Annotated in this window: 17 protein-coding genes; 8 read left to right on the top strand and 9 right to left on the bottom strand. The window is 66.9% G+C overall.

What is annotated here, in order from left to right:
• The first annotated feature begins 72 nt into the window (after positions 1-72).
• From ABR323_RS16240 to ABR323_RS16220, 5 genes are all read left to right on the top strand, one after another.
• A complete protein-coding gene (locus ABR323_RS16240; protein WP_439450044.1) occupies positions 73-1,482 on the top strand; it encodes an amidohydrolase in 1,410 nt (469 codons plus the stop codon).
• Complete coding sequence (locus tag ABR323_RS16235) at positions 1,482-2,744, top strand: amidohydrolase family protein (RefSeq protein ID WP_439450043.1); 1,263 nt, start codon at positions 1,482-1,484, stop codon at positions 2,742-2,744. Before ABR323_RS16240 ends, ABR323_RS16235 begins: the two co-directional genes overlap by 1 nt.
• A gap of 20 nt (positions 2,745-2,764) precedes the next feature.
• The gene (locus ABR323_RS16230; RefSeq protein WP_439450042.1) at positions 2,765-3,397 is read left to right on the top strand and encodes a 2-hydroxychromene-2-carboxylate isomerase; all 633 of its coding nucleotides are present in this window, start codon (positions 2,765-2,767) and stop codon (positions 3,395-3,397) included.
• 95 nt (positions 3,398-3,492) lie between these two features.
• Entirely contained in the window at positions 3,493-4,434 is a 942-nt protein-coding gene (locus tag ABR323_RS16225; RefSeq protein WP_439450041.1) for a DegV family protein, read from the top strand.
• 77 nt (positions 4,435-4,511) lie between these two features.
• Positions 4,512-4,850 (top strand): hypothetical protein, encoded by a 339-nt coding sequence (locus tag ABR323_RS16220; RefSeq protein WP_439450040.1) that lies wholly within the window; start codon positions 4,512-4,514, stop codon positions 4,848-4,850.
• Positions 4,851-5,024: 174 nt separating this feature from the next.
• Here ABR323_RS16220 and ABR323_RS16215 read toward each other — a convergent pair whose 3' ends face one another.
• The 4 genes from ABR323_RS16215 to ABR323_RS16200 form a co-directional block, all read right to left on the bottom strand.
• Complete coding sequence (locus ABR323_RS16215; protein WP_439450039.1) at positions 5,025-6,437, bottom strand: efflux transporter outer membrane subunit; 1,413 nt, start codon at positions 6,435-6,437, stop codon at positions 5,025-5,027.
• Entirely contained in the window at positions 6,434-7,516 is a 1,083-nt protein-coding gene (locus ABR323_RS16210; protein WP_439450038.1) for an HlyD family secretion protein, read from the bottom strand. The genes ABR323_RS16215 and ABR323_RS16210 overlap by 4 nt, the downstream gene beginning before the upstream one ends.
• A gap of 21 nt (positions 7,517-7,537) precedes the next feature.
• Entirely contained in the window at positions 7,538-9,067 is a 1,530-nt protein-coding gene (locus ABR323_RS16205; RefSeq protein WP_439450037.1) for an MFS transporter, read from the bottom strand.
• 154 nt (positions 9,068-9,221) lie between these two features.
• Positions 9,222-10,139: a LysR family transcriptional regulator gene (locus ABR323_RS16200; RefSeq protein ID WP_135275063.1), complete on the bottom strand. Its 918-nt coding sequence runs from the start codon at positions 10,137-10,139 to the stop codon at positions 9,222-9,224.
• Between the two features lie 141 nt (positions 10,140-10,280).
• Between ABR323_RS16200 and ABR323_RS16195 the strand changes: the two genes are divergently transcribed.
• Positions 10,281-10,727 carry a universal stress protein gene (locus tag ABR323_RS16195; RefSeq protein ID WP_439450036.1) on the top strand — a complete coding sequence of 149 codons (447 nt, stop codon included), beginning with the start codon at positions 10,281-10,283 and terminating at the stop codon, positions 10,725-10,727.
• A 5-nt stretch (positions 10,728-10,732) separates the two neighbouring features.
• Positions 10,733-11,203, top strand: coding sequence for a hypothetical protein (locus ABR323_RS16190; RefSeq protein WP_439450035.1), 471 nt, complete (start codon positions 10,733-10,735; stop codon positions 11,201-11,203).
• A 52-nt stretch (positions 11,204-11,255) separates the two neighbouring features.
• Here ABR323_RS16190 and ABR323_RS16185 read toward each other — a convergent pair whose 3' ends face one another.
• From ABR323_RS16185 to frmR, 5 genes are all read right to left on the bottom strand, one after another.
• Positions 11,256-12,701 carry a GGDEF domain-containing protein gene (locus tag ABR323_RS16185; protein WP_439450034.1) on the bottom strand — a complete coding sequence of 482 codons (1,446 nt, stop codon included), beginning with the start codon at positions 12,699-12,701 and terminating at the stop codon, positions 11,256-11,258.
• A 148-nt stretch (positions 12,702-12,849) separates the two neighbouring features.
• On the bottom strand, positions 12,850-13,680 hold the full coding sequence (fghA, locus tag ABR323_RS16180; RefSeq protein WP_439450033.1) for an S-formylglutathione hydrolase: 831 nt from the start codon (positions 13,678-13,680) through the stop codon (positions 12,850-12,852).
• Positions 13,681-13,743: 63 nt separating this feature from the next.
• The gene (locus ABR323_RS16175; RefSeq protein ID WP_439450032.1) at positions 13,744-14,103 is read right to left on the bottom strand and encodes a YqcC family protein; all 360 of its coding nucleotides are present in this window, start codon (positions 14,101-14,103) and stop codon (positions 13,744-13,746) included.
• A gap of 8 nt (positions 14,104-14,111) precedes the next feature.
• Entirely contained in the window at positions 14,112-15,221 is a 1,110-nt protein-coding gene (locus tag ABR323_RS16170; RefSeq protein WP_439450031.1) for an S-(hydroxymethyl)glutathione dehydrogenase/class III alcohol dehydrogenase, read from the bottom strand.
• 59 nt (positions 15,222-15,280) lie between these two features.
• Entirely contained in the window at positions 15,281-15,556 is a 276-nt protein-coding gene (gene frmR, locus ABR323_RS16165; protein ID WP_005411009.1) for a formaldehyde-responsive transcriptional repressor FrmR, read from the bottom strand.
• Between the two features lie 210 nt (positions 15,557-15,766).
• Between frmR and ABR323_RS16160 the strand changes: the two genes are divergently transcribed.
• A complete protein-coding gene (locus tag ABR323_RS16160; RefSeq protein WP_439450030.1) occupies positions 15,767-18,856 on the top strand; it encodes a TonB-dependent receptor domain-containing protein in 3,090 nt (1,029 codons plus the stop codon).
• Positions 18,857-19,023: the final 167 nt, after the last annotated feature.

Genomic DNA, 19,023 nt, shown 5'->3' with positions numbered 1-19,023 from the left:
GAAGGTCACTTGGCAAGCACGCCGTCGCCCGGCTAGCGTCGGCGGCTGGACTACGCCGCGAGGGGGAACTGCATGGCATCGACGTTGTTGCGCGCCGGGGTGGCATTGGCGCTGCTTTCATTGAGCACGGCACCGGCGGTGGGCGCCTCGCGCTTCGTGGCCGATCCCTACCCCAGCACCTACCAGGCACATCCCGATGCGCCGGTGCTGATCCAGAACGCCACCGTGCTGACCGGTACCGGCCAGCGCCTGGACAACGCCGACGTGCTGCTGCGCGAGGGCCGCATCGTGGCGGTCGGCCGCCAGCTGCAGGCCGACGCCGGCGTCACCCGCATCGATGCACAGGGCAAGTGGGTCACCCCGGGTCTGATCGATGTGCATTCGCACCTGGGCGTGTACCCCAGCCCGGGCGTCGGCGCGCACAGCGACGGCAACGAGATGACCGCACCGGTCACCGCCAACGTCTGGGCCGAGCACTCGGTCTGGCCGCAGGACCCGGGCTTCGCCACCGCGCTGGCCGGCGGCGTGACCAGCATGCAGGTGCTGCCCGGCTCGGCCAACCTGGTGGGTGGCCGCGGCGTGACCCTGAAGAACGTCCCCGCCATCACCTACCAGGCGATGAAGTTCCCCGGTGCGCCATGGGGACTGAAAATGGCCTGCGGCGAGAACCCCAAGCGGGTCTATGGCGAAGGCAAGGGCGTGACCCCGGCCACGCGGATGGGCAACGTGGCCGGCTACCGCGCGGCCTTCATCGATGCCGCCGATTACATCGCCAAGAACAAACCCAAGCCGGCCAAGCGCACGGGCTGGTTCGGCAGCGACAAGGGCGACAGTGCCGGTGATGCCGGCGGCAAGCGCGATCTCAAACTGGACACGCTGGCAGGCGCCATCGAAGGCGATATCCGCGTGCACATCCACTGCTACCGCGCCGACGAGATGGCCACCATGCTCGACCTGGCCAAGGAGTTCGGCTTCAAGGTGGCCGCGTTCCATCACGGTGTGGAGGCCTACAAGCTGGCCGACCGGCTGGCCGCCGACGGCGTCTGTGGTGCGCTGTGGGCCGACTGGTGGGGCTTCAAGATGGAAGCCTTCGATGGCATTCCGGAGAACATCGCGCTGGTCGACCGGCCGAAGAACAGCTGCGCCATCGTGCATTCCGATTCGCCCGAAGGCATCCAGCGCCTCAACCAGGAGGCGGCCAAGGTGATGGCCTCAGCGCGCCGTGCGCGCATGCCGGAGATCACGCCCGAACACGCCATTACCTGGATGACTTCCAACGCCGCCAAGGCGCTTGGCATCGAAGGCCAGACCGGCACCCTGGAGGTCGGCAAGATGGCCGATGTGGTGGTGTGGAACGGCAACCCCTTCAGTTCCTACGCGCTGGCCGAACAGGTCTTCATCGACGGCCGCCGCCTGTACGACCGCAGCGCGCCGGCAGCGACGCCGCGTTCTGATTTCCAGCTTGGCCAGGAGGTGCGCTGATGGGCGCGTTGAACGAACGTCGCCGGGCATGGCCCGGCGCTACCGTGGTGGCGCTGTTGTTGCTGGCAACCACGGCATCGGCGCAGGACCTGCTGGTCCGCAACGCCACGGTGCATACCGCCAGCACCCGCGGCAGCCTGCACAACGCCGATGTGCTGGTGCAGGGCGGCATCATCCGTGCGGTGGGCACCGGCCTGTCAGCGCCCGCTGACGCCACCGTGGTCGAAGCCAACGGCCGGCCGCTGACACCGGCCCTGTTCGGCGGCATCACCGAGACCGGCATCGAAGAGGTCTCGGGTGAATCAAGCACGGTGGACAGCTCGCTGAAGATCGGTGAGCAACCGCTGCGCCCGGAGTTCGACGTCACCCTCGCCTACAACCCGGCTTCGGTGCTGATTCCGGTAACGCGCCTGGAAGGCATCGGCTTCACTGCATTGGGCGCCGCCATCGGCGGTGGCTTCGTGGCGGGCCAGGGCGGCGTGATGCGGCTGGACGGCAGCGCCGACCCGATTGGCCCGCGTGCCCTGTTCCTGCGCATCGGTGCGGCAGCCTCCGAGCTGACCGGGCATTCGCGCGCCGCGCAGTGGATGCTGCTGCAGCAGATGATCGACGAAGCACGCGGACAGGTGGCTGCGGACTCGCCGCACGCGCTGCTGACGCCGGCCGGGCGCCGCACGCTCAGCCGCTATCTGGCCGGCCAGGGCCGCATCGTGGTGGAGGTGGATCGCGCCGCCGACATCCGCCAGCTGCTGCGTTGGGCCGCTCGCGAGAAGGTGAAGATCGCCATCGCCGGGGCCAGCGAAGCCTGGCAGTTGGCACCGGAACTGGCCGCGGCGCACGTGCCGGTATTCGTCGACGTACTGGCCAACCTGCCGGCCAGCTTCGACCAGATCGGAGCCACGCTGGAAAACGCCGCGCGGCTGCAGCGTGCCGGCGTGGCGGTCTCCTTCGTGCAGCGCGGCGATGCCTCGCACAACGCACGCAAGATGCGCCAGCTGGCCGGCAACGCGGTGGCCAACGGATTGCCCTGGGCCGACGGCCTGGCCGGGCTGACCCGAGTACCGGCGCAGGCCTTCGGCGTGGCCGACCAGATCGGCAGCATCGAACCCGGCAAGCGTGCCGACCTGGTGCTGTGGGAAGGCGACCCGCTGGACGTGGCGCACTATGCCGAACAGGTGTGGCTGGGCGGCCGCGCAATGCCGATGCGCTCGCGGCAGACAGAACTGCGCGACCGCTACCTGCAGCGCAACGCGCACCCCTGACCGCACACGAGGACCGATCCATGGCCGCTTTGCGTTGGTATTTCGACTTCGTTTCGCCCTATTCCTACCTGCACTGGCAGAAGCTGAAACAGCTGCCGCAGTTCGCGCAGATCCAGTCCGTGCCGATCGCCTTCGGTGCAGTACTGCATCACCTTGGCAACCTCGGGCCAGCGGAGATTCCGGCCAAACGCCGCTTCATCTACCGCCAGCTGCTGTGGACCGCACAGGCCGAAGGCACGCCGCTGCGGTTCCCGCCGGGCCATCCCTTCAACCCGCTGCCGGCACTGCGCCTGTGCCTGGCCGCCGGTGCCAGCGTGCAGGCAGTGGATGTTCTGTTCGACTGGATCTGGCGCGACGGCAATACCGCCGACAGTGCTGATGCCCTGCGCGAGCCGGCTGCGCGGCTGGGTGTCGAGGATGTCACCTCAGCCATCGCCGAACCATCGGTCAAGGAACAGCTGCGGCGCAACACCGAGGCCGCGATCACCGCCGGGGTGTTCGGCGTGCCAACCCTGAGCATTGACGGGGAGCTGTTCTGGGGCAATGACGCACACCCGCTGATGGCCGCGGTGCTGGCCGATCCGGGCCTGCTGCAACAGCCGGAATGGGAGCGCGTGGCCAGCCTGCCGGTGGCGGTGCAGCGCAGTCGCTGAACAGGGCGTGGCGCGTTTCCCTCGCGCGCCGGGCTGGGATTTGAGATAGATTTCACGTTTCCGAACCTACAACCGCCCTGGAGGGGGAGCCGCGGATGCGCATCGGAATCGTCGTCGACTCGGCCTGCGACCTGCCGCAGGACTTCATTGCCGCCCACAACATCGTGCTGCTGCCGATCACCGTACGGATCGGTGAAGCCGTGCTGGCCGATCATCGCGATGAGCAGGCCACGCTGAGCTTCCTGCATGCGCATGTGGCCGAACACGGTGCTGAAGCGGAGACCATCCCCTTCAGCGTCAACCAGATCCGCGACCTGTTCCTGCAGCAGCTGGTGATCGACTACGACCACGTGTTCTGCATGACCATCACCAAGACCCGCAGCCCGATCCACGACAACGCGCTGCAGGCCAGCTTCGCTATCCTCAACGACTACAAGCCAGTGCGACAGGCGGCGGGCTACAATTCGCCGTTCGCGCTGCGCGTGCTCGACACCCAGAACCTGTTCGCCGCGCAGGCGGTGACCGCGGTGGAAGCCGTGCGCCTGCGCGACAGCAACGCCAGCGTGCAGCAGATCCGTGAGCGGCTGGAGGAACTGGCCAGCAACGTGCACGGCTACATGGTCACCCGCGATCTGTACTACATGCGTGCGCGTGCGCGGCACAAGGGCGACCGCAGTGTCGGCCTGCTCAGCGCCGCACTGGGCAGCGCGCTGGACATCAAGCCGGTGCTGCATGGCTACCGTGGCGAGACTGGGCCGGTGGCCAAGATCAAGGGGTTCGACAATGCCGTGCAGAAGCTGTTCGCGGTGGTCGGCCAGCGCGTGCGTGCCGGGCTGATGACACCGACCGTATGCATCAGCTACGGCGGTGAGCTGGAAGAGCTGCGCACGTTGCCCGGCTACGCACAGCTGAAAGAGGTCTGCGCCACCCATGGCGTGACCGTGTACGAATCGGTGATGAGCCTGACCGGCATGGTCAACGTCGGCAAGGGCGCGGTCACCGTGGGCTTCGCCGATGGGCCGCATCGGTTCGAGTGAGAGCCAACCGCGTTGGGAATCTGCACATCGATTCCACCGCGGTTGTGCCAGTCTTCCCGCACTTCAAGGAGAACTCCATGCCTGCGCAGTACCACATCAGCCTGCCCGACCCGTCCAAGGCCCGCGGCAACGACCCTGACCTGTCCTTCCATTCGCAGGGCGCCGCCGGTTTCGCCGAAGAGCTGCAGGACGCCCTGCGCAGCGGCACGCTGTTCGAGCGCTGGAAGGCCAAGCAGGCCGACCCCGATGCGGTGGAACCGCAGTGGGGCGTGACCGACCCGGATGCCACCGTGACCGGCGAGCAGAAGGACCTGCGCATCAACCTGGTGGCCACCACCCGCATCGACAGTGACGTGTTCAAGCAGCGCCTGCGCCTGCTGGCCGGCAGCCACTGGGAACTGCGCGACGTACGTTGAGGCACCCGCCCGCCGGGCATGGCCCGGCGCTACCGTGCCCGTGTCGTGATGGACCCGGTGCCGATGACCATGCTCTGGTAGACGCCAACCTTGGTTGGCACTTCAAAAAAAGCCGCCAACCAAGGTTGGCCACTACCGACGAGCCGCCGGGCATGGCCCGGCGTTTCCCTATCCCTACCAGCCACCACCCAGCGCGCGGTACAGCTCCACCCGCGCGATCGCGGCCGTGGCCTGGCTGTTGGCCAGTGCGGCCTGGTTGTCCAGCGCGATGCGCTGGGTGGTCAGCACATCCAGCATGTCGACCACGCCGGCCTGGTACTGCCGGCGCGCTGCGCCCAGTGCGGTCTCGCTCTCGTCCACCGCCACGTGCAGCTGCACCGTGCGCTGCTGTTCGGCACTGTAGCCATCGATGGCGTCGTCCACTTCATGCCAGGCCTGCAGCACGGTACGGCGGAACTGCAGCGACGACTGTTGCTGCTGCAGCCTGCTCAGCGCGAGGTTGGCCTTCAGTCGCCCACCCTGGAAGATCGGCACGCTGATCGACGGCCCGATGCTGAAACGGTGCGCGTTCCAGCCATCCAGGTCATCGAGCTGCTTGGCCTGGAAGCCCGCGTCGCCATTCAAGGTGATGCGCGGCAGGAAGCTGGCCTTGGCCACGCCGATGCCAGCCGTTGCCGCATGCAGTGCCGCCTCGGCACGACGGATGTCCGGGCGGCGCTCGGCCAGTTCACTGGGCAACCCCACCGCTACGGCCGGCAACGCCGGCCAGTCGCGGCGTGCATCCTGCAGCTGCGCGTCCAGCGCCTGCGGCGGCTGCGCCAGCAGGAACGCCAGCGCATTGCGCAGCTGCGATTCGCGATGCCGCAACGGCGCGATGCGTGCCTGCAGCGATGCCACCTGTGCGGATGCGCTGGACACCTGCAGCGTGCTGGCCACGCCCTGCTGCTGGCGCGCCTCGGTCAGGCGCTTCATGTCGAGGGCGATGCTGAGGTTGTCCTCGGTGATCACCAGCAGCTGCCGCGTCGCACGCAGCTGCAGGTAATCACGCGCGGTTTCCGCCAGCAGCGCGATGCGCACGGCGTGTGCATCCTCCTCGGCCATCTGCACGCGCGCGTCGGCCGCTTCCACCTGGCGCCGCACGCGGCCCCACAGGTCCAGCTCCCAGCTCAGGCCGATACCGGCCTGGAACAGCCCGTAGTCATCACGGCCACCGTTGCCGGACGGATCATTCAGGCCCACTTCGCTGTTGCGTGCACGCACGCCACTGGCGTTGGCGCTGACGCTGGGCAGGCGATCGGCGGAGGTGATGCCGCGTGCGGCGCGGCTCTGCTGCACACGGTTGGCCGCCAGCTGCAGGTCCAGGTTGGCCGCCAGCACCTGGCTGGCCAGCTGCCCCAGCAGCGGATCATCGAAACCGGCCCACCAGCCTGCGTCCTGGTCGATGGCGTTGCCGGCGACAGCCTCACCCTGCCAATGGCCGGGCAGTTCCGCCTGCGGGCGTACGAAGTCCGGGCCCATCGTGCAGGCCGCCAGGGCCGTGCACAGGGTGGCCGCAACGATGGTACGGAACACGGTGACTGCGCTCATGCACCCTCCCCGCTCTTGTGGCCCGGGCGGTGCTGCACGCTCTGCGCGCGCGCGCGGCTGCCCAGGTCAACGCTGGCTTCCACTGACATGCCAGCACGCAGCTGGTCCAGCAGCGGCTGGCCCGGCTCCAGCACGATCTTCACCGGAATGCGCTGCACCACCTTGGTGAAGTTGCCGGTGGCGTTCTCCGGTGCGACCGCAGCGAAGGTGACGCCGGTGGCCGGTGCGATGCTGTCGATGTGCCCGCGCAGCGGCTTGCCCGGGAACACGTCCACCTTCAGTTCGACCTGCTGGCCGGCCTGCATGCGGGTCATCTGCGTTTCCTGGAAGTTGGCGACCACGAAGGCGCGCTTCAGCGGCACCACCGCAGCCACCGGCGTACCCGGGGTCAGGTAGGCACCCACGCGCACCGCACGGCGACCGACCATGCCGTCGATCGGTGCACGCAGCACGGTGTGCGACAGATCCAGTTCGGCGCGTGCCTGCGCCGCTTCTGCACGCTGCACCGCCGCCTGCGCCGCCTGCACGCCAGCACTGAGGATGTCGGTGCGCTGGCGTGCGGTCGACAGCGCGGCCTGGCCCTGCTGCAGATGGGCACTGGCCACGGCCTGCTTCGACTGCGCCTGCTGCGCGTTCTGCACGGTACCGGCACCGTCACGGGCCAGCTCGCGGTAACGCTGCTGGTCGGCACTGGCCAGGGTCAGCTCGGAACGGCTGACATCAACACTGGCCCTGGCCTGTTCAATCAGCGAGTCCTGCTGGGCCAGTGCGGCCTGTGCGTTGGCCAGCTGTGCTTGGGCATTGGCGAGGTCGGCACGGGCCGCCTGCAGGGCGACCTGGTAGTCGCGGTCGTCGATGCGGGCAAGCACGTCGCCGGCCTTCACCGACTGGTTGTCTTCTACTTCCACGGCACTGACGAAGCCGGGAATCTTCGGCGCCACCAGGGTGTAGTCCGCCACCACGTACGCATTGTTGGTGGACTGGTGGCCGCCATCGCGCAGCAGCAGCCAGGCGCCGATGGCCAGGGCCAGCACGCCCAGGCCCAGGCCGGTATTGAGAGTGGTTCGATTGATCGTCATGAGGGGGTTCCTGCGAAAGGTTCAGGCCACGGCACGTGGCGGATGGATACGGGTAGGCATCCAGGCAATGAGGGGAATGAAGGCCAGCGCCACCAGTGCGACCACCCAGTACAGGTCGGCCGAGGTCAGTGCCTGTACCTGTGCATGCAGGCGCGCGCCCAGCTGCGGGCCATCGGCCAGCCACGGTTGCTCGCCAAGGCGGTCGACCAGCACGGTGGAATGGAAATGACGGCGGCCCTGGGCCACGGCATCCAACACGCCGCTGGCGAGCACTGCAGCGAAGCCCTTGACCGTGTTGAACCACGCCGAGGCAAACGGGCCGTCCTGTGGCGGCAGGCCGTTGGTTGCCAGCATCAGCAACGGCAGCACGGCCATCGGCTGGGCAAACACCTGCAGCAGCTGCACCCACAGGAAGTTGTCGCGGATCCAGGCCACATCCAGGTGCGAGCCCAGCCAGCAGGCCAGCGCCAGCATCGCCAGCCCCGTGGCCTGCACCCAGCGGCAATCCACCGCGCGGATGTTCAGCAGCGCCGCCACCAGCGGCAACGCGATCACCTGCGGCAGCGCCACCCACAGCAGCATCGGTGCGGTCTGCAGTGGACGGTAGCCCTGCACGCTGGCCAGGAAGCCGGAGGGAATCGAGATCACGGCCAGCAGCACGAACAGCACCCCGCCCAACGTCACCAGCGAGTAGCTGAGGTTTCGGTTGGTCAGCAGCTGCAGCTTGAAGAATGGCAGCGGGTGGAACCATTCATTGATCATGAACAGCACCATCAGGCCGGCACCGCCACCGATCATCAGCGTGATCATCGGCGAGTCGAACCAGTTCAGGCGCGGGCCCTGCACCAGACCCAGCACCAGCAGCACCAGCGCCGGCAGGCCCAGCAGCAGGCCGACGCCATCGAACTGGGCGAAGCGTTCCAGCCGCAGCGGGTCCTGTGGCAGGCCCCAGCTGACCATTGCCATCGCTGCCAGGCAGTACGGCACGATCTGCCAGAACGCCCAGTGCCAGCCCACCTGCTCGACCCAGAACGCGGCCAGCGGCGTGCCCATGCTCGGGCCGAACGTGGCCGTGAGCGCGTAGCCGGCCAGGCCGTACAGCTTGATGCCGGGCGGCAGGAAGCGCAGCGCCACGCTCATCAGCAGCGGCGGCAGCGCGCCACCGCACAGGCCCTGCAGCGCGCGCAGCAGCAGGAACACCTGCAGGTTCGGGGCCAGCGGGCAAAGCACGCCCAGCACCATGAAGCCACCGATCATCGCCAGCGCGAAACGGCGCAGCGAGAAGGTGGCGGCACACCACGGTGCGAAGGCCATCGCGCTGACCGACATCGCGCTGTAAAGGGCGACGATCCAGCTGCCGTCATCGACGCTGAAACCCATCGCGCCACGGATGTCGGCCAGGGCGACCTTGGTGATGTTCTCGTTGAAGCCCGATACCAGCACCGCCAGCAGCACGCCACACAGGCCGACCAGGACGCGACGGTCGAGCCCGGGGGCGGCGGCAGGGCGAGGCGCTGCGGCGGCTGGGACAGTGGCGGCCGGCGTACTCATCGCCGGGCACCAATCCGTGCATTGCACGGCATGTTGGGGGTCATTGGAATGCGCTCAGTGAAACTCCGGGGAGCGCAGTCTAGGGAGCCGGTAACCTGCGAAAAATGGCGTTCCCGGCATCACAGGCATGCGTCAGGCGCACGCCTCCGGATCATCAGCGGCGGCCATCCTCGCTGGCATCGCACATGTCCTTGATCGCACGACGCAGCCACTGGTGCGCCGGATCGTTGTCCATGCGCGGATGCCAGGCCTGCACCAACGCCACCGTACGCACCGGCACCGGCAGCGGAAACATGCGCAGCGGCAGACCCATGTAGGCGATGCGCTCAAGCATCACGCTCGGCATCTGCGGCAATACCAGATCGGAATCGGCAGCAGCGAAGATCGCACCGTGGAAGGTGGGAATGACGACGGCCACGCGCCGCTGCAGGCCGAGGATCGCCAACTCTTCGTCGATCGGCCCATGGGTCAATCCACGCCGGGAAACAGCGATGTGATCGCATGCCGCAAAGCGCTCGGCGCTGATTTCGCCATCGAACAGCGGGTGGTCCGCACGGGCTGCGCCCAGCAGCGACGTGGTGAACAGGTGCTGCACCTTGGTCTCCGGGCTGTGTCGGCCCGCCGTGCTGATGTACAGGTCGATTCGCCCCTGCACCATCGCGTCATCGTCGGTGTCGCCCTCGGGAACGAAGCGCAACGTGCAATGGGGTGCCTGCTCGCGGAAGACTTCGCGCAGGCGTCCACCGTAGCTGCCAACGAACACATCATTGGCTCGCACGCTGAAGGTGCGCTCCAGCACCTGCATGTCCACTTCGCGACCTGCGTTGAACACGCGGTGGGCCTGTTCGATCACGTCGCGGACCTGCTCACGTAGCTGCAGCGCACGCGGCGTGGGGGCCAGCCCGCGGCCGGCACGCACCAGCACCGGGTCGCCCAGCGCGGTGCGGATCCGGCCCAGGGTGCGGCTCATCGCCGGCGCGCTGAGGTTCATCCGTCGCGCGGCAGCGGCCACGCTGCATTCGTCGATCAGCACGTCCAGTGCCAGCAGCAGGTTCAGGTCGGGCAGGGGCATGACAGTCTCCAGTAAATCAGATGACTCTACGACACTTGTAATCACGGTTAATTGCGTTTGACGCATTCATTGACTGCGGTGCACGGCATGGGTGCGCGCGGTGACATCGGCGACCATCCCCGTCCTGCCAAGGAGACATCCATGTTTACTACCCTGCTGGTCGCCCTGGACGGTGGCCCCCAGCACGCACGCGTGCTGGACCTTGCTGCGGCCATCGCCGGCCCCCGCAGCCGACTGCACCTGCTGTGCGTGCTCGACCCCGAATTCGCACTGGCCGCCGATGCCAGCGAAGCCGACCGCATCGAGTACCCGCAAGCCGCCCGCCAACGCTCGCGCGCCGAGGCGGTGCTGGCAGGAGCACTGGCTGAACTGCGCGAACGCGGCGTCGACGCCATCGCCCAGATCCCCTCCGGCGACCCCGGCGAAGTGATCAGCGACCAGGCCCGCCGCCTGAAATGCGACCTGATCGTGATCGGCCACCGCCACCTGTCCCGCCTGGAGCGCCTGTTCGAACCCTCGATCGGGCAATGGACCATCGACCACGCGCCCTGTCCGGTGCTGGTGGAAACCCGCGACCCACAACCCTAGCTGCCATGGCCTCCCGTTCCCCGTTGTTCCCCACCCGGGTCAGTTACCGCGCCTTCGGCCGCCAGTTCAGTGGTAGCGAACAGGCGCTGCTGGTGGCCATACGCCTGCTGCGCGACCCTGACCATCGAGCCGATGGACTCGCACAGTTGAGCGGCCTCGGCCTCGACCCGGAAGGTTGCGATGCCTTCATCGGCCTATTGCCGCTGCTGGCCACGCCCACCGCCCCGATCGACCTGCTGCCGCCCGGCTCTCCGTTCATCGCCGCCGCCGAGCTGGACCTGCTGGTCTGCCTGCTGCGCATTGCGCAATGGCGGCACGCACGCCCACGCGAAGACGACGCGCTGGCACCACTACGCCGGCAGCTGGCACGCTGCGCCGCTGCCGTGCAGGCGGCGAACCTGCCGTTGCGGCAGCGCTCGTTGTCCCCGGTTGGACTGAGGTTGCTCGACCCGGCCGGATGGCAACGGCCGCGCTGACCCGCGCCCGCGGCACTCCGGGATCTCGCGCAGGGATGAGCGACCATGGCATTCAGCAGTCGATCGTGCCGTGTGCGCCGCCTTCGTCATCGAGCACATGTACATGCAGGACCACCCGGTTGCGGCCGGCGCGCTTGGCGGCGTACAGGCCAGCATCGGCATCGGCCAGCAGCTGGTCCGCGCTGGCCAGTGCCGGTGGATGCAGGTAGCTCACACCAACGCTGATGCTGACCCGCCCCTCCGGCAACGGCAGCACTTCCACTGCCTCGCGCAGGCGTTCGGCCAGTGCCAGCACACCCGACAGCGGGCTTGCCGGTACGATCACCGCGAATTCTTCGCCGCCATAACGCGCAACGCTGTCGCCAGCACGACCGGCGATGCCCTTCAACACCGCAGCCACGGTCTGCAGGCAACGGTCTCCGGCGGGATGACCGTGCTGGTCGTTGAACGCCTTGAAGTGATCGATGTCCACCAGCAGCAGGCCCAGCTCGCTGCCACTGCGCCGCGCGCGGTTCCACTCGGCCAGCAGCAGTGCATCGAACTCGCGGCGGTTGGCAACACCGGTCAGGCCGTCCTGCCGCGCCAGCTGGTCCAGGCCAGCCTGGCGTTCCATCAGATCGGTCTGCAGCAGGATGCTGCGCAGGCCGAAGCCCAGCGTCGCCACCACGAACCCGCTGAGCGCCAACGGTCGGGCGTGGTCCACCACCAGCGTACCAACCACCAGCAGCAGCAACGGCAGGATCATCGGACCCGCGGCCTGTACTGTGCGCGCCAGCCGTGGGTGCGGCACTGAGCCGGGCACCGGTGCCTGGCTCAGCGCCAGCAACGCCAGCAGCAGGAACGGCAGGTCGATCAACAGATCGTTATAGGCACCGAAAGAATCTTCCGAGGTGTAGTGGTTGATGTAATAGGCCACCAGCAGGTAGGCCACCGCATACAGCGCCAACGCACGGAAGAAGCTGCGCCGCTCGGGTACATCGCCAGCCAACCAGCGCACCACCGCGAAGCCGGCAATGCACAGGTTCTGGATATCGAACATGCGTTGCATGTTGGACAACGCGTGGTCGTCGATGTCCACGCGGGCGGCGAACGACTGCGCGTGCACAAAGAACAGCACGCCCAGCAAGGCGGCCATCGCCGCATCGATCAGGCTGATGCTCGACCGCTCGCGACGCGCACGGGCCAGAATGAACACCAGCGGCACGCCGTACAGCACATACAGGAACAGGCTGGCCTGCGGCGTGACGTCGGCACGGCCGGCACCGAGCGCGTCGACCATGTTGACCGCCATGCCCCCCGCCCATAGCAGCAACGCCAGCGCCGTGGCGCGCCAGCCCAGCGCGGCGCGGTCGCGGCGTGCCCGCCACAGGCAGGCGGCCGCCGCCAGCAACGGGGCACCGGTCAGGAACACGAAGGAGCCCGCACCAGCGGGGTCCGGCCAAAGGGCCACGACCAGACCGTGGCACAGCACATACAGCAGCGCCAGCACTACCGGCATGCATCCCCCGATCCGCAAGGCCGTATGGGCGCACGATAGCCCTGCCCGCGCCACGGCCACGTAAAAAAAGGGGACGGAGGGGATTAAGTCGTTTGCGGCACAGCGGCAAATGCGACTTAATCCCCTCCGTCCCCTTTTCCGGAGGCCGTCAGCCGTGCAGGGCGCGGGCGTGGTGGGCGATGTGCTCGCCGATGAAGCTGGCGATGAAGTAGTAGCTGTGGTCGTAGCCCGGCTGCAGGCGCAGGGTCAGCGGGTGCCCGGCCGCATCGCAGGCCTGCTGCAGGCGCTGCGGCTGCAGCTGTGTCTGCAGGAACTCATCGGCGTCGCCTTGGTCGACCAGCAACGGCAGTCGCTCACTGGCTATGGCGATCAGTTCGCTGGCATCCCACCGTGCCCAGTCGGCCGGGTTGTCCCCGAGGTAGGCATGGAACGCCTTCTGTCCCCACGGCACATGACTGGGCGCAACGATCGGCGAGAACGCCGACACGCTGCGGTACCGCCCCGGGTTGCGCAGGGCGATCACCAGCGCACCGTGACCACCCATCGAGTGGCCGCTGATGCCACGCGCATCGGTGACCGGGAAACTCGCCTCGATCAGTGCCGGCAGCTCCTGCGCCACGTAGTCGTGCATGCGGTAGTGCTTCGCCCACGGCGCACGGCTGGCATTGAGGTAGAACCCCGCGCCCTTGCCGATGTCATAGCCGTCGGCGTCGGCCACGTCATCGCCGCGCGGGCTGGTGTCGGGCGCGACGATGATCACGCCGTGCTCGGCCGCATAGCGCTGCGCGCCGGCCTTGGTAATGAAATTCTGCTCGGTGCAGGTCAGGCCGCTCAGCCAGTACAGCACCGGCAGCGTCTGCGTTTCCGCCTGCGGTGGCAGGTACACGGCGAACTGCATGTCGCAGCCCAGCGTGGTGGAATGATGGCGGTAGACGTCCTGCCAGCCGCCGAAACAGGCGCGGTGTTCGATGCGTTCCATGGTGCTCTCCTGCGCGGCGCGTCAGCGCACGCGTGCTTCTGGTAGATGCCGACCGTGGTCGGCTTATCCACGCGCGGCGTGGATGCCTTTGTTGATCAGTTCATCCAGCTGCGCCAGCAGGCGCAGCAACGGTTCCACGCCAGGCTGGCCATCCAGATTGCGATAGGCCGCCACGGCCACATCGCTGCGCGGCGGCCACTGCCCGGCCGCGCGCGCCTCGTAAAGGCGCGGCAGGAATACCTGCGCAAGCCACTGCTCGAACGGCATGCCATCGTCGCTGCCGAAGGCCGAGGTCACCGCACGCGGAGGCCCCACCTCGCCCACTACCCAGCCCAGCGCACGCAGCGCCTGCTCGATCGGGGCCACCAGGGCCGCGCGCGGGTCTTCCGCACGCGGCCGGCGCAGGGCATCCAGCCAGCCCATGACGCGGCTCAGTAGTGGACCACCGAACGGATCGACTTGCCTTCATGCATCAGGTCGAAGGCCTCGTTGATCTTGTCCAGGTCCATGGTGTGGGTGACGAACGGGGCCAGTTCGATATCGCCCTTCATCGCGTCTTCCACCATGCCTGGCAGCTGGCTGCGGCCCTTCACGCCGCCGAAGGCGGTGCCCATCCACTTGCGACCGGTCACCAGCTGGAACGGACGGGTGGAGATTTCCTGGCCCGAACCGGCCACGCCGATCACCACGCTCTGGCCCCAGCCACGGTGCGCACATTCCAGCGCCGCGCGCATCACGTTGACGTTGCCGATGCACTCGAAACTGTGGTCCACGCCCCAGGTGGTCATTTCAACGATGACCTGCTGGATCGGCTTGTCGAAGTCCTTCGGGTTGATGCAGTCGGTGGCACCGAATTCGCGCGCCAGCTCGAACTTGGACGGGTTGGTGTCCACCGCGATGATGCGGCCGGCCTTGGCCTGGCGCGCACCCTGGATCACCGCCAGGCCGATGCCACCGAGGCCGAACACCGCCACGCTGTCGCCTTCCTGCACCTTGGCGGTGTTGTGTACCGCACCGATGCCGGTGGTGACGCCACAGCCGAGCAGGCAGACGTGCTCCGGGTTCGCTTCCGGATTGATCTTGGCCAGCGAGACTTCGGCCACCACGGTGTATTCGCTGAAGGTCGAGCAGCCCATGTAGTGGTACAGCGGCTCGCCGTTGTAGCTGAAGCGGCTGGTGCCATCAGGCATCACGCCCTTGCCCTGGGTAGCGCGCACCGACACGCACAGGTTGGTCTTGCCGCTCTTGCAGAACAGGCACTCACCACACTCGGCGGTGTACAGCGGAATCACGTGGTCACCGGGCTTGACGCTCGTCACGCCCTCGCCCACGTCCACCACGATGCCGGCGCCTTCATGGCCCAGCACCACCGGGAACAAGCCTTCCGGATCATCGCCGGACAGGGTGAACGCATCGGTGTGGCAGACACCGGTGTGGGTGATCTTGACCAGCACTTCGCCGGCCTTCGGCGGGGCGACGTCGATCTCGACGATCTGCAGCGGCTGGCCGGGACCAAAGGCGACGGCGGCACGGGACTTCATGGTGGACTCTCCAGAAACGTAAGGAAAACAGGATGCACGGCGAGCGGTTGCGCCGTCGTTTACTTCAGGTAGGAGCGGATCAGCGCGCTCATGTCGCGCACGCGTTCGGCGCGCTGTTCATCGGAGGCCGCAGGCTGGCCGAACTCCTCGCGCAGATGGGCCTCCATCACCTCGGACATCAGGCCGTTGACCGCTCCACGGATGGCGGCGATCTGCTGCAGCACCGGCCCGCAGTCGGCGCCGGCTTCCAGCGCGCGGTCCAGCGCATCGCACTGGCCGCGGATGCGGCGCACGCGGGCCAGCACCTTCTTCTTCTCTTCGGGCGAATGCGGCATGCCAAGCCATCCAGAAACTATACTGGGGGATAGTATACACACGACACTGGAGGAAGCCACGCAGCGCGGCGGCCCGACCTTTGATGACGCCAGTGATGGAAACGTGAATGAATCATAAATAGATGCAAATGTTACTTTTCCATGACGTAGGGTGTCGCTTATGCCTCTGCGTTTATCCCTGAGTCACATTGGCGTGACCAGGGAGAGATCATGTACCGACCGTTGTTCGCACGCAGTCGCTTGTCTGTCGCACTGGGTTCGGCGCTGATGCTGGTGGCGGCCTCGCCGGCCATGGCGCAGCAGGCCACCGCGCAGGAACAGAAAGCCGAGCCTGCCAGCACCAAGACCCCCGTGCAGTTGGACAGGGTGACCGTCACCGGCTCGCGCATCTACCGCGCCGGCTTCGACACGCTGGAGCCCGCGGCGGTGGTCAGCCGTGAATCGATCGAGAACTATGGCGACACCAACCTCATCGATGCGGTAACCCGGATTCCCGGCGTCAGCGCGGGCGTCAGTTCGCGTGGCGACCAGGCCGGCTTCGGTGCCGGCGTCAATTTCGCCAGCAAATTCGGCCTGGGCAGCAATCGCCTGCTCACCCTGGTCAACGGCCGCCGCTTCGTGACCTCCACGCCGCCCACCATCTTTGGTGCGGGTGGCGGCTCTGGCATCCAGGTCGACATGAACGCCATTCCCAGCGTCATGGTGCAACGCATTGAAAGCCTGAGCGTGGGCGGCGCACCCACCTACGGATCGGATGCCATTTCCGGCGTCAACAACATCATCCTGCGCGACAAGTTCGATGGCGCCGAAGTGGAACTGGGCTACGGCAGAACCAGCAAGAACGACAACGAACGCTACTCCTGGTCGGCCATCTTCGGTACCGACTTCGCCGATGGGCGCGGCCATATCGTGGTCGCCGCGGAGTTGGACAACGCCGACGGTGTGAACGCCCTGCAACGCGACTTCTACCGCCAGGGCTACAGCCTGCAGGCCAACCCTACCGCAGCCAATGCCAGGAACTTCCAGTCCTGGCGCCAGCCGACCAATGATGGTCGCATCGACGGCAGCATTCCATTCAACACCGGGCCGGCCGACGGCATCCCCGACCAGGTCTGGATCCGCAACCGGCGCATCGCCAGCATGACCTTCGGTGGCCTGGTGATGCCGGCCACCGGCAGCTACACGCGCAACGGCCTGGGCGACATCCTCGGCTTCGGCCCGAACAACAAACTGTGGCAGTTCAACAACGAGGGCAAGCTGGTCGAGTTCAACCCCGGTACCAGCTACGCGGGCGGCAACGCCTCCGGCGGTGACGGCCTGAACCTGTTCGAGACGGTGCCGCTGATTGCCGACCTCGAACGACGCTCGGTGTACTCCACCGGCAGCTTCGACTTCACCGACAACGTGCGCGGCTTCTTCGAGCTTTCCCGATATGAAGCAACCGCCCGCGAAACCCTGGACCAGAACGTCTACAACGCTGTGTCCTTCGGCAACGCGCGCCTGGACGGCGGTGGTGCCGCCAGCGGTGCACTGACCTTCAGCGCCAGCAATCCGTTCCTGAGTGCGGAAACCCGCAAGATCCTTGCCGACAACGGCATCACCTCGTTCCGCCTGTCGCGTTCCTCACGCGACCTGTCGATGAACAACGCCAGCACTGAAACCCGCCTGACCCGTGCGGTGCTCGGCCTGAACGGCTTCTTCGAGGTCGGAAAGCGCAGCTTCAACTGGGAAGCCAGCGTCACCCATGGCCGGGGTGACTTCGACTACCTCGGCACCGGCCTGATCCAGCAGAACTTCATCAATGCGATCAACGTCACCACCGACGCCAGCGGGCGCATCGTCTGTGATGCCACCCGCCCGGGCACCACGACCGATGCGAACTGCCGCCCGCTGAATCTGTTCGGCGAGAACCAGGCGTCGCGCGAAGCCCTGGACTATGTCTCCACCCGGACCGTGGCCAAGGCGCAGACCCGACAGACGGTCATCAACGCGTCGGTATCCGGTGGCCTGTTCGATCTTCCGGGCGGTGAGCTGTCCGCGGCGGCCGGCTTCGAACACCGCCGCGAAGAAGGCTCCTTCACCCCCAGCGAGTACCAGCGCCTGGGCCAGGGCCGCTCGGTGCCGACCCAGGCGGCGGAAGGCAAGTACCACACCAATGAAGTGTTCGCCGAAGTGCTGGCACCGCTGTTCAATCCCGACTGGGATATTCCGGGCCTGCATCGCCTGGACCTGACCGCCAAGTTCCGCCGCGTCGACAATTCCGTCGCCGGCGCGTTCAATGCGTTCACCTACGGCATCCAGTACGAGCCGATTGCCGGCCTGCAGCTGCGCGGCAACAAGACCCAGTCACTGCGCGCGCCCTCCATCGCCGAGCTCTACACCACCCAGCAGCCGGCCTACTACAACATCCCGGAAGTGTGCTCGCTGGACAATATCAGCGGCGGCTCCAATCCTGCGGTGCGGCGCCGCAACTGCCAGGCGTTCTTCGCGGCCTACCCGGGGGCTGACCCGAACACCTTCCGCCAGCAGCCGACCAATACGCTGGGCTCGACCAACGGCAGCACCCGCCTGCAGAACGAAACGGCGAAGTCGTGGACGGCCGGCATCGTGTTCGCACCGGAATGGATCCCGGGCCTGCGCGTGGCCGCCGACTGGTATGACATCAAGATCAGCAACGTGATCACGTCGCTGAGCGCCAATGACATCATCACCGGCTGCTTCGACAATGCCGATTTCAATGCTGCCAACGTGCCCAACGCCAACCGCTTCTGCGGCCTGGTGACGCGGGATCCGAGCACCGGCGTGGCCACCGACATCAAGACCGAGTATGGCAACGGCCCGGTGCTGATGTTCCGCGGCTGGACCGCCGAAGTGGGCTACCGCTGGGACCTGTCGCGCTTCGGTGTGCTGGACCTGGACTTCTACGGCTACATGCCGAAGAACCGCGGCCAGGCTGCGAACCGGGACGTGCCGTTTGTCGAACAGGCGGGCAGCTTCAACGAACCCAAGCGCCAGTTCCGCTGGACCGCCCAGCATCGTATCGGCAACTGGAATTATGGCGTGGCCTCCAACTACACCAGCCGTGCCCAGTACACGATGACCGATACCCCGGAAAGCCGTCAGTACTTCTACCGCGACAGCTGGACCACCTGGGACGCCAACGTCACCTACCGCATCACCGACGCCGCACGCGTCACGTTGTCGGTGATCAATGTGGGCGACGACATTGGCCCGTTCCCCTATGTGCTGGATTCACTGGGCCGTCGCTACATGGCCAGCCTGCGCTACAACTTCAAGTAGGCCAGGCGCAGCGGTTCCACAGGCGGGGCCCGGTGTACGGGCCCCGCTCTTTTTCAATGCGCCGTTGGATTCTGCAATGTTTCGTATGGACGTCTCCTCTATCGGAGCCGACCATCAAGAGAACATCAAGCGGAATTGAAATCGATGAAGCACCATCAGGACAGCGC

This window comes from Stenotrophomonas sp. ATs4, from assembly GCF_051861585.1.
Classification (GTDB): Bacteria; Pseudomonadota; Gammaproteobacteria; order Xanthomonadales; family Xanthomonadaceae; genus Stenotrophomonas; species Stenotrophomonas maltophilia_AS.
This window is presented reverse-complemented; position numbering and strand designations above follow the sequence as displayed.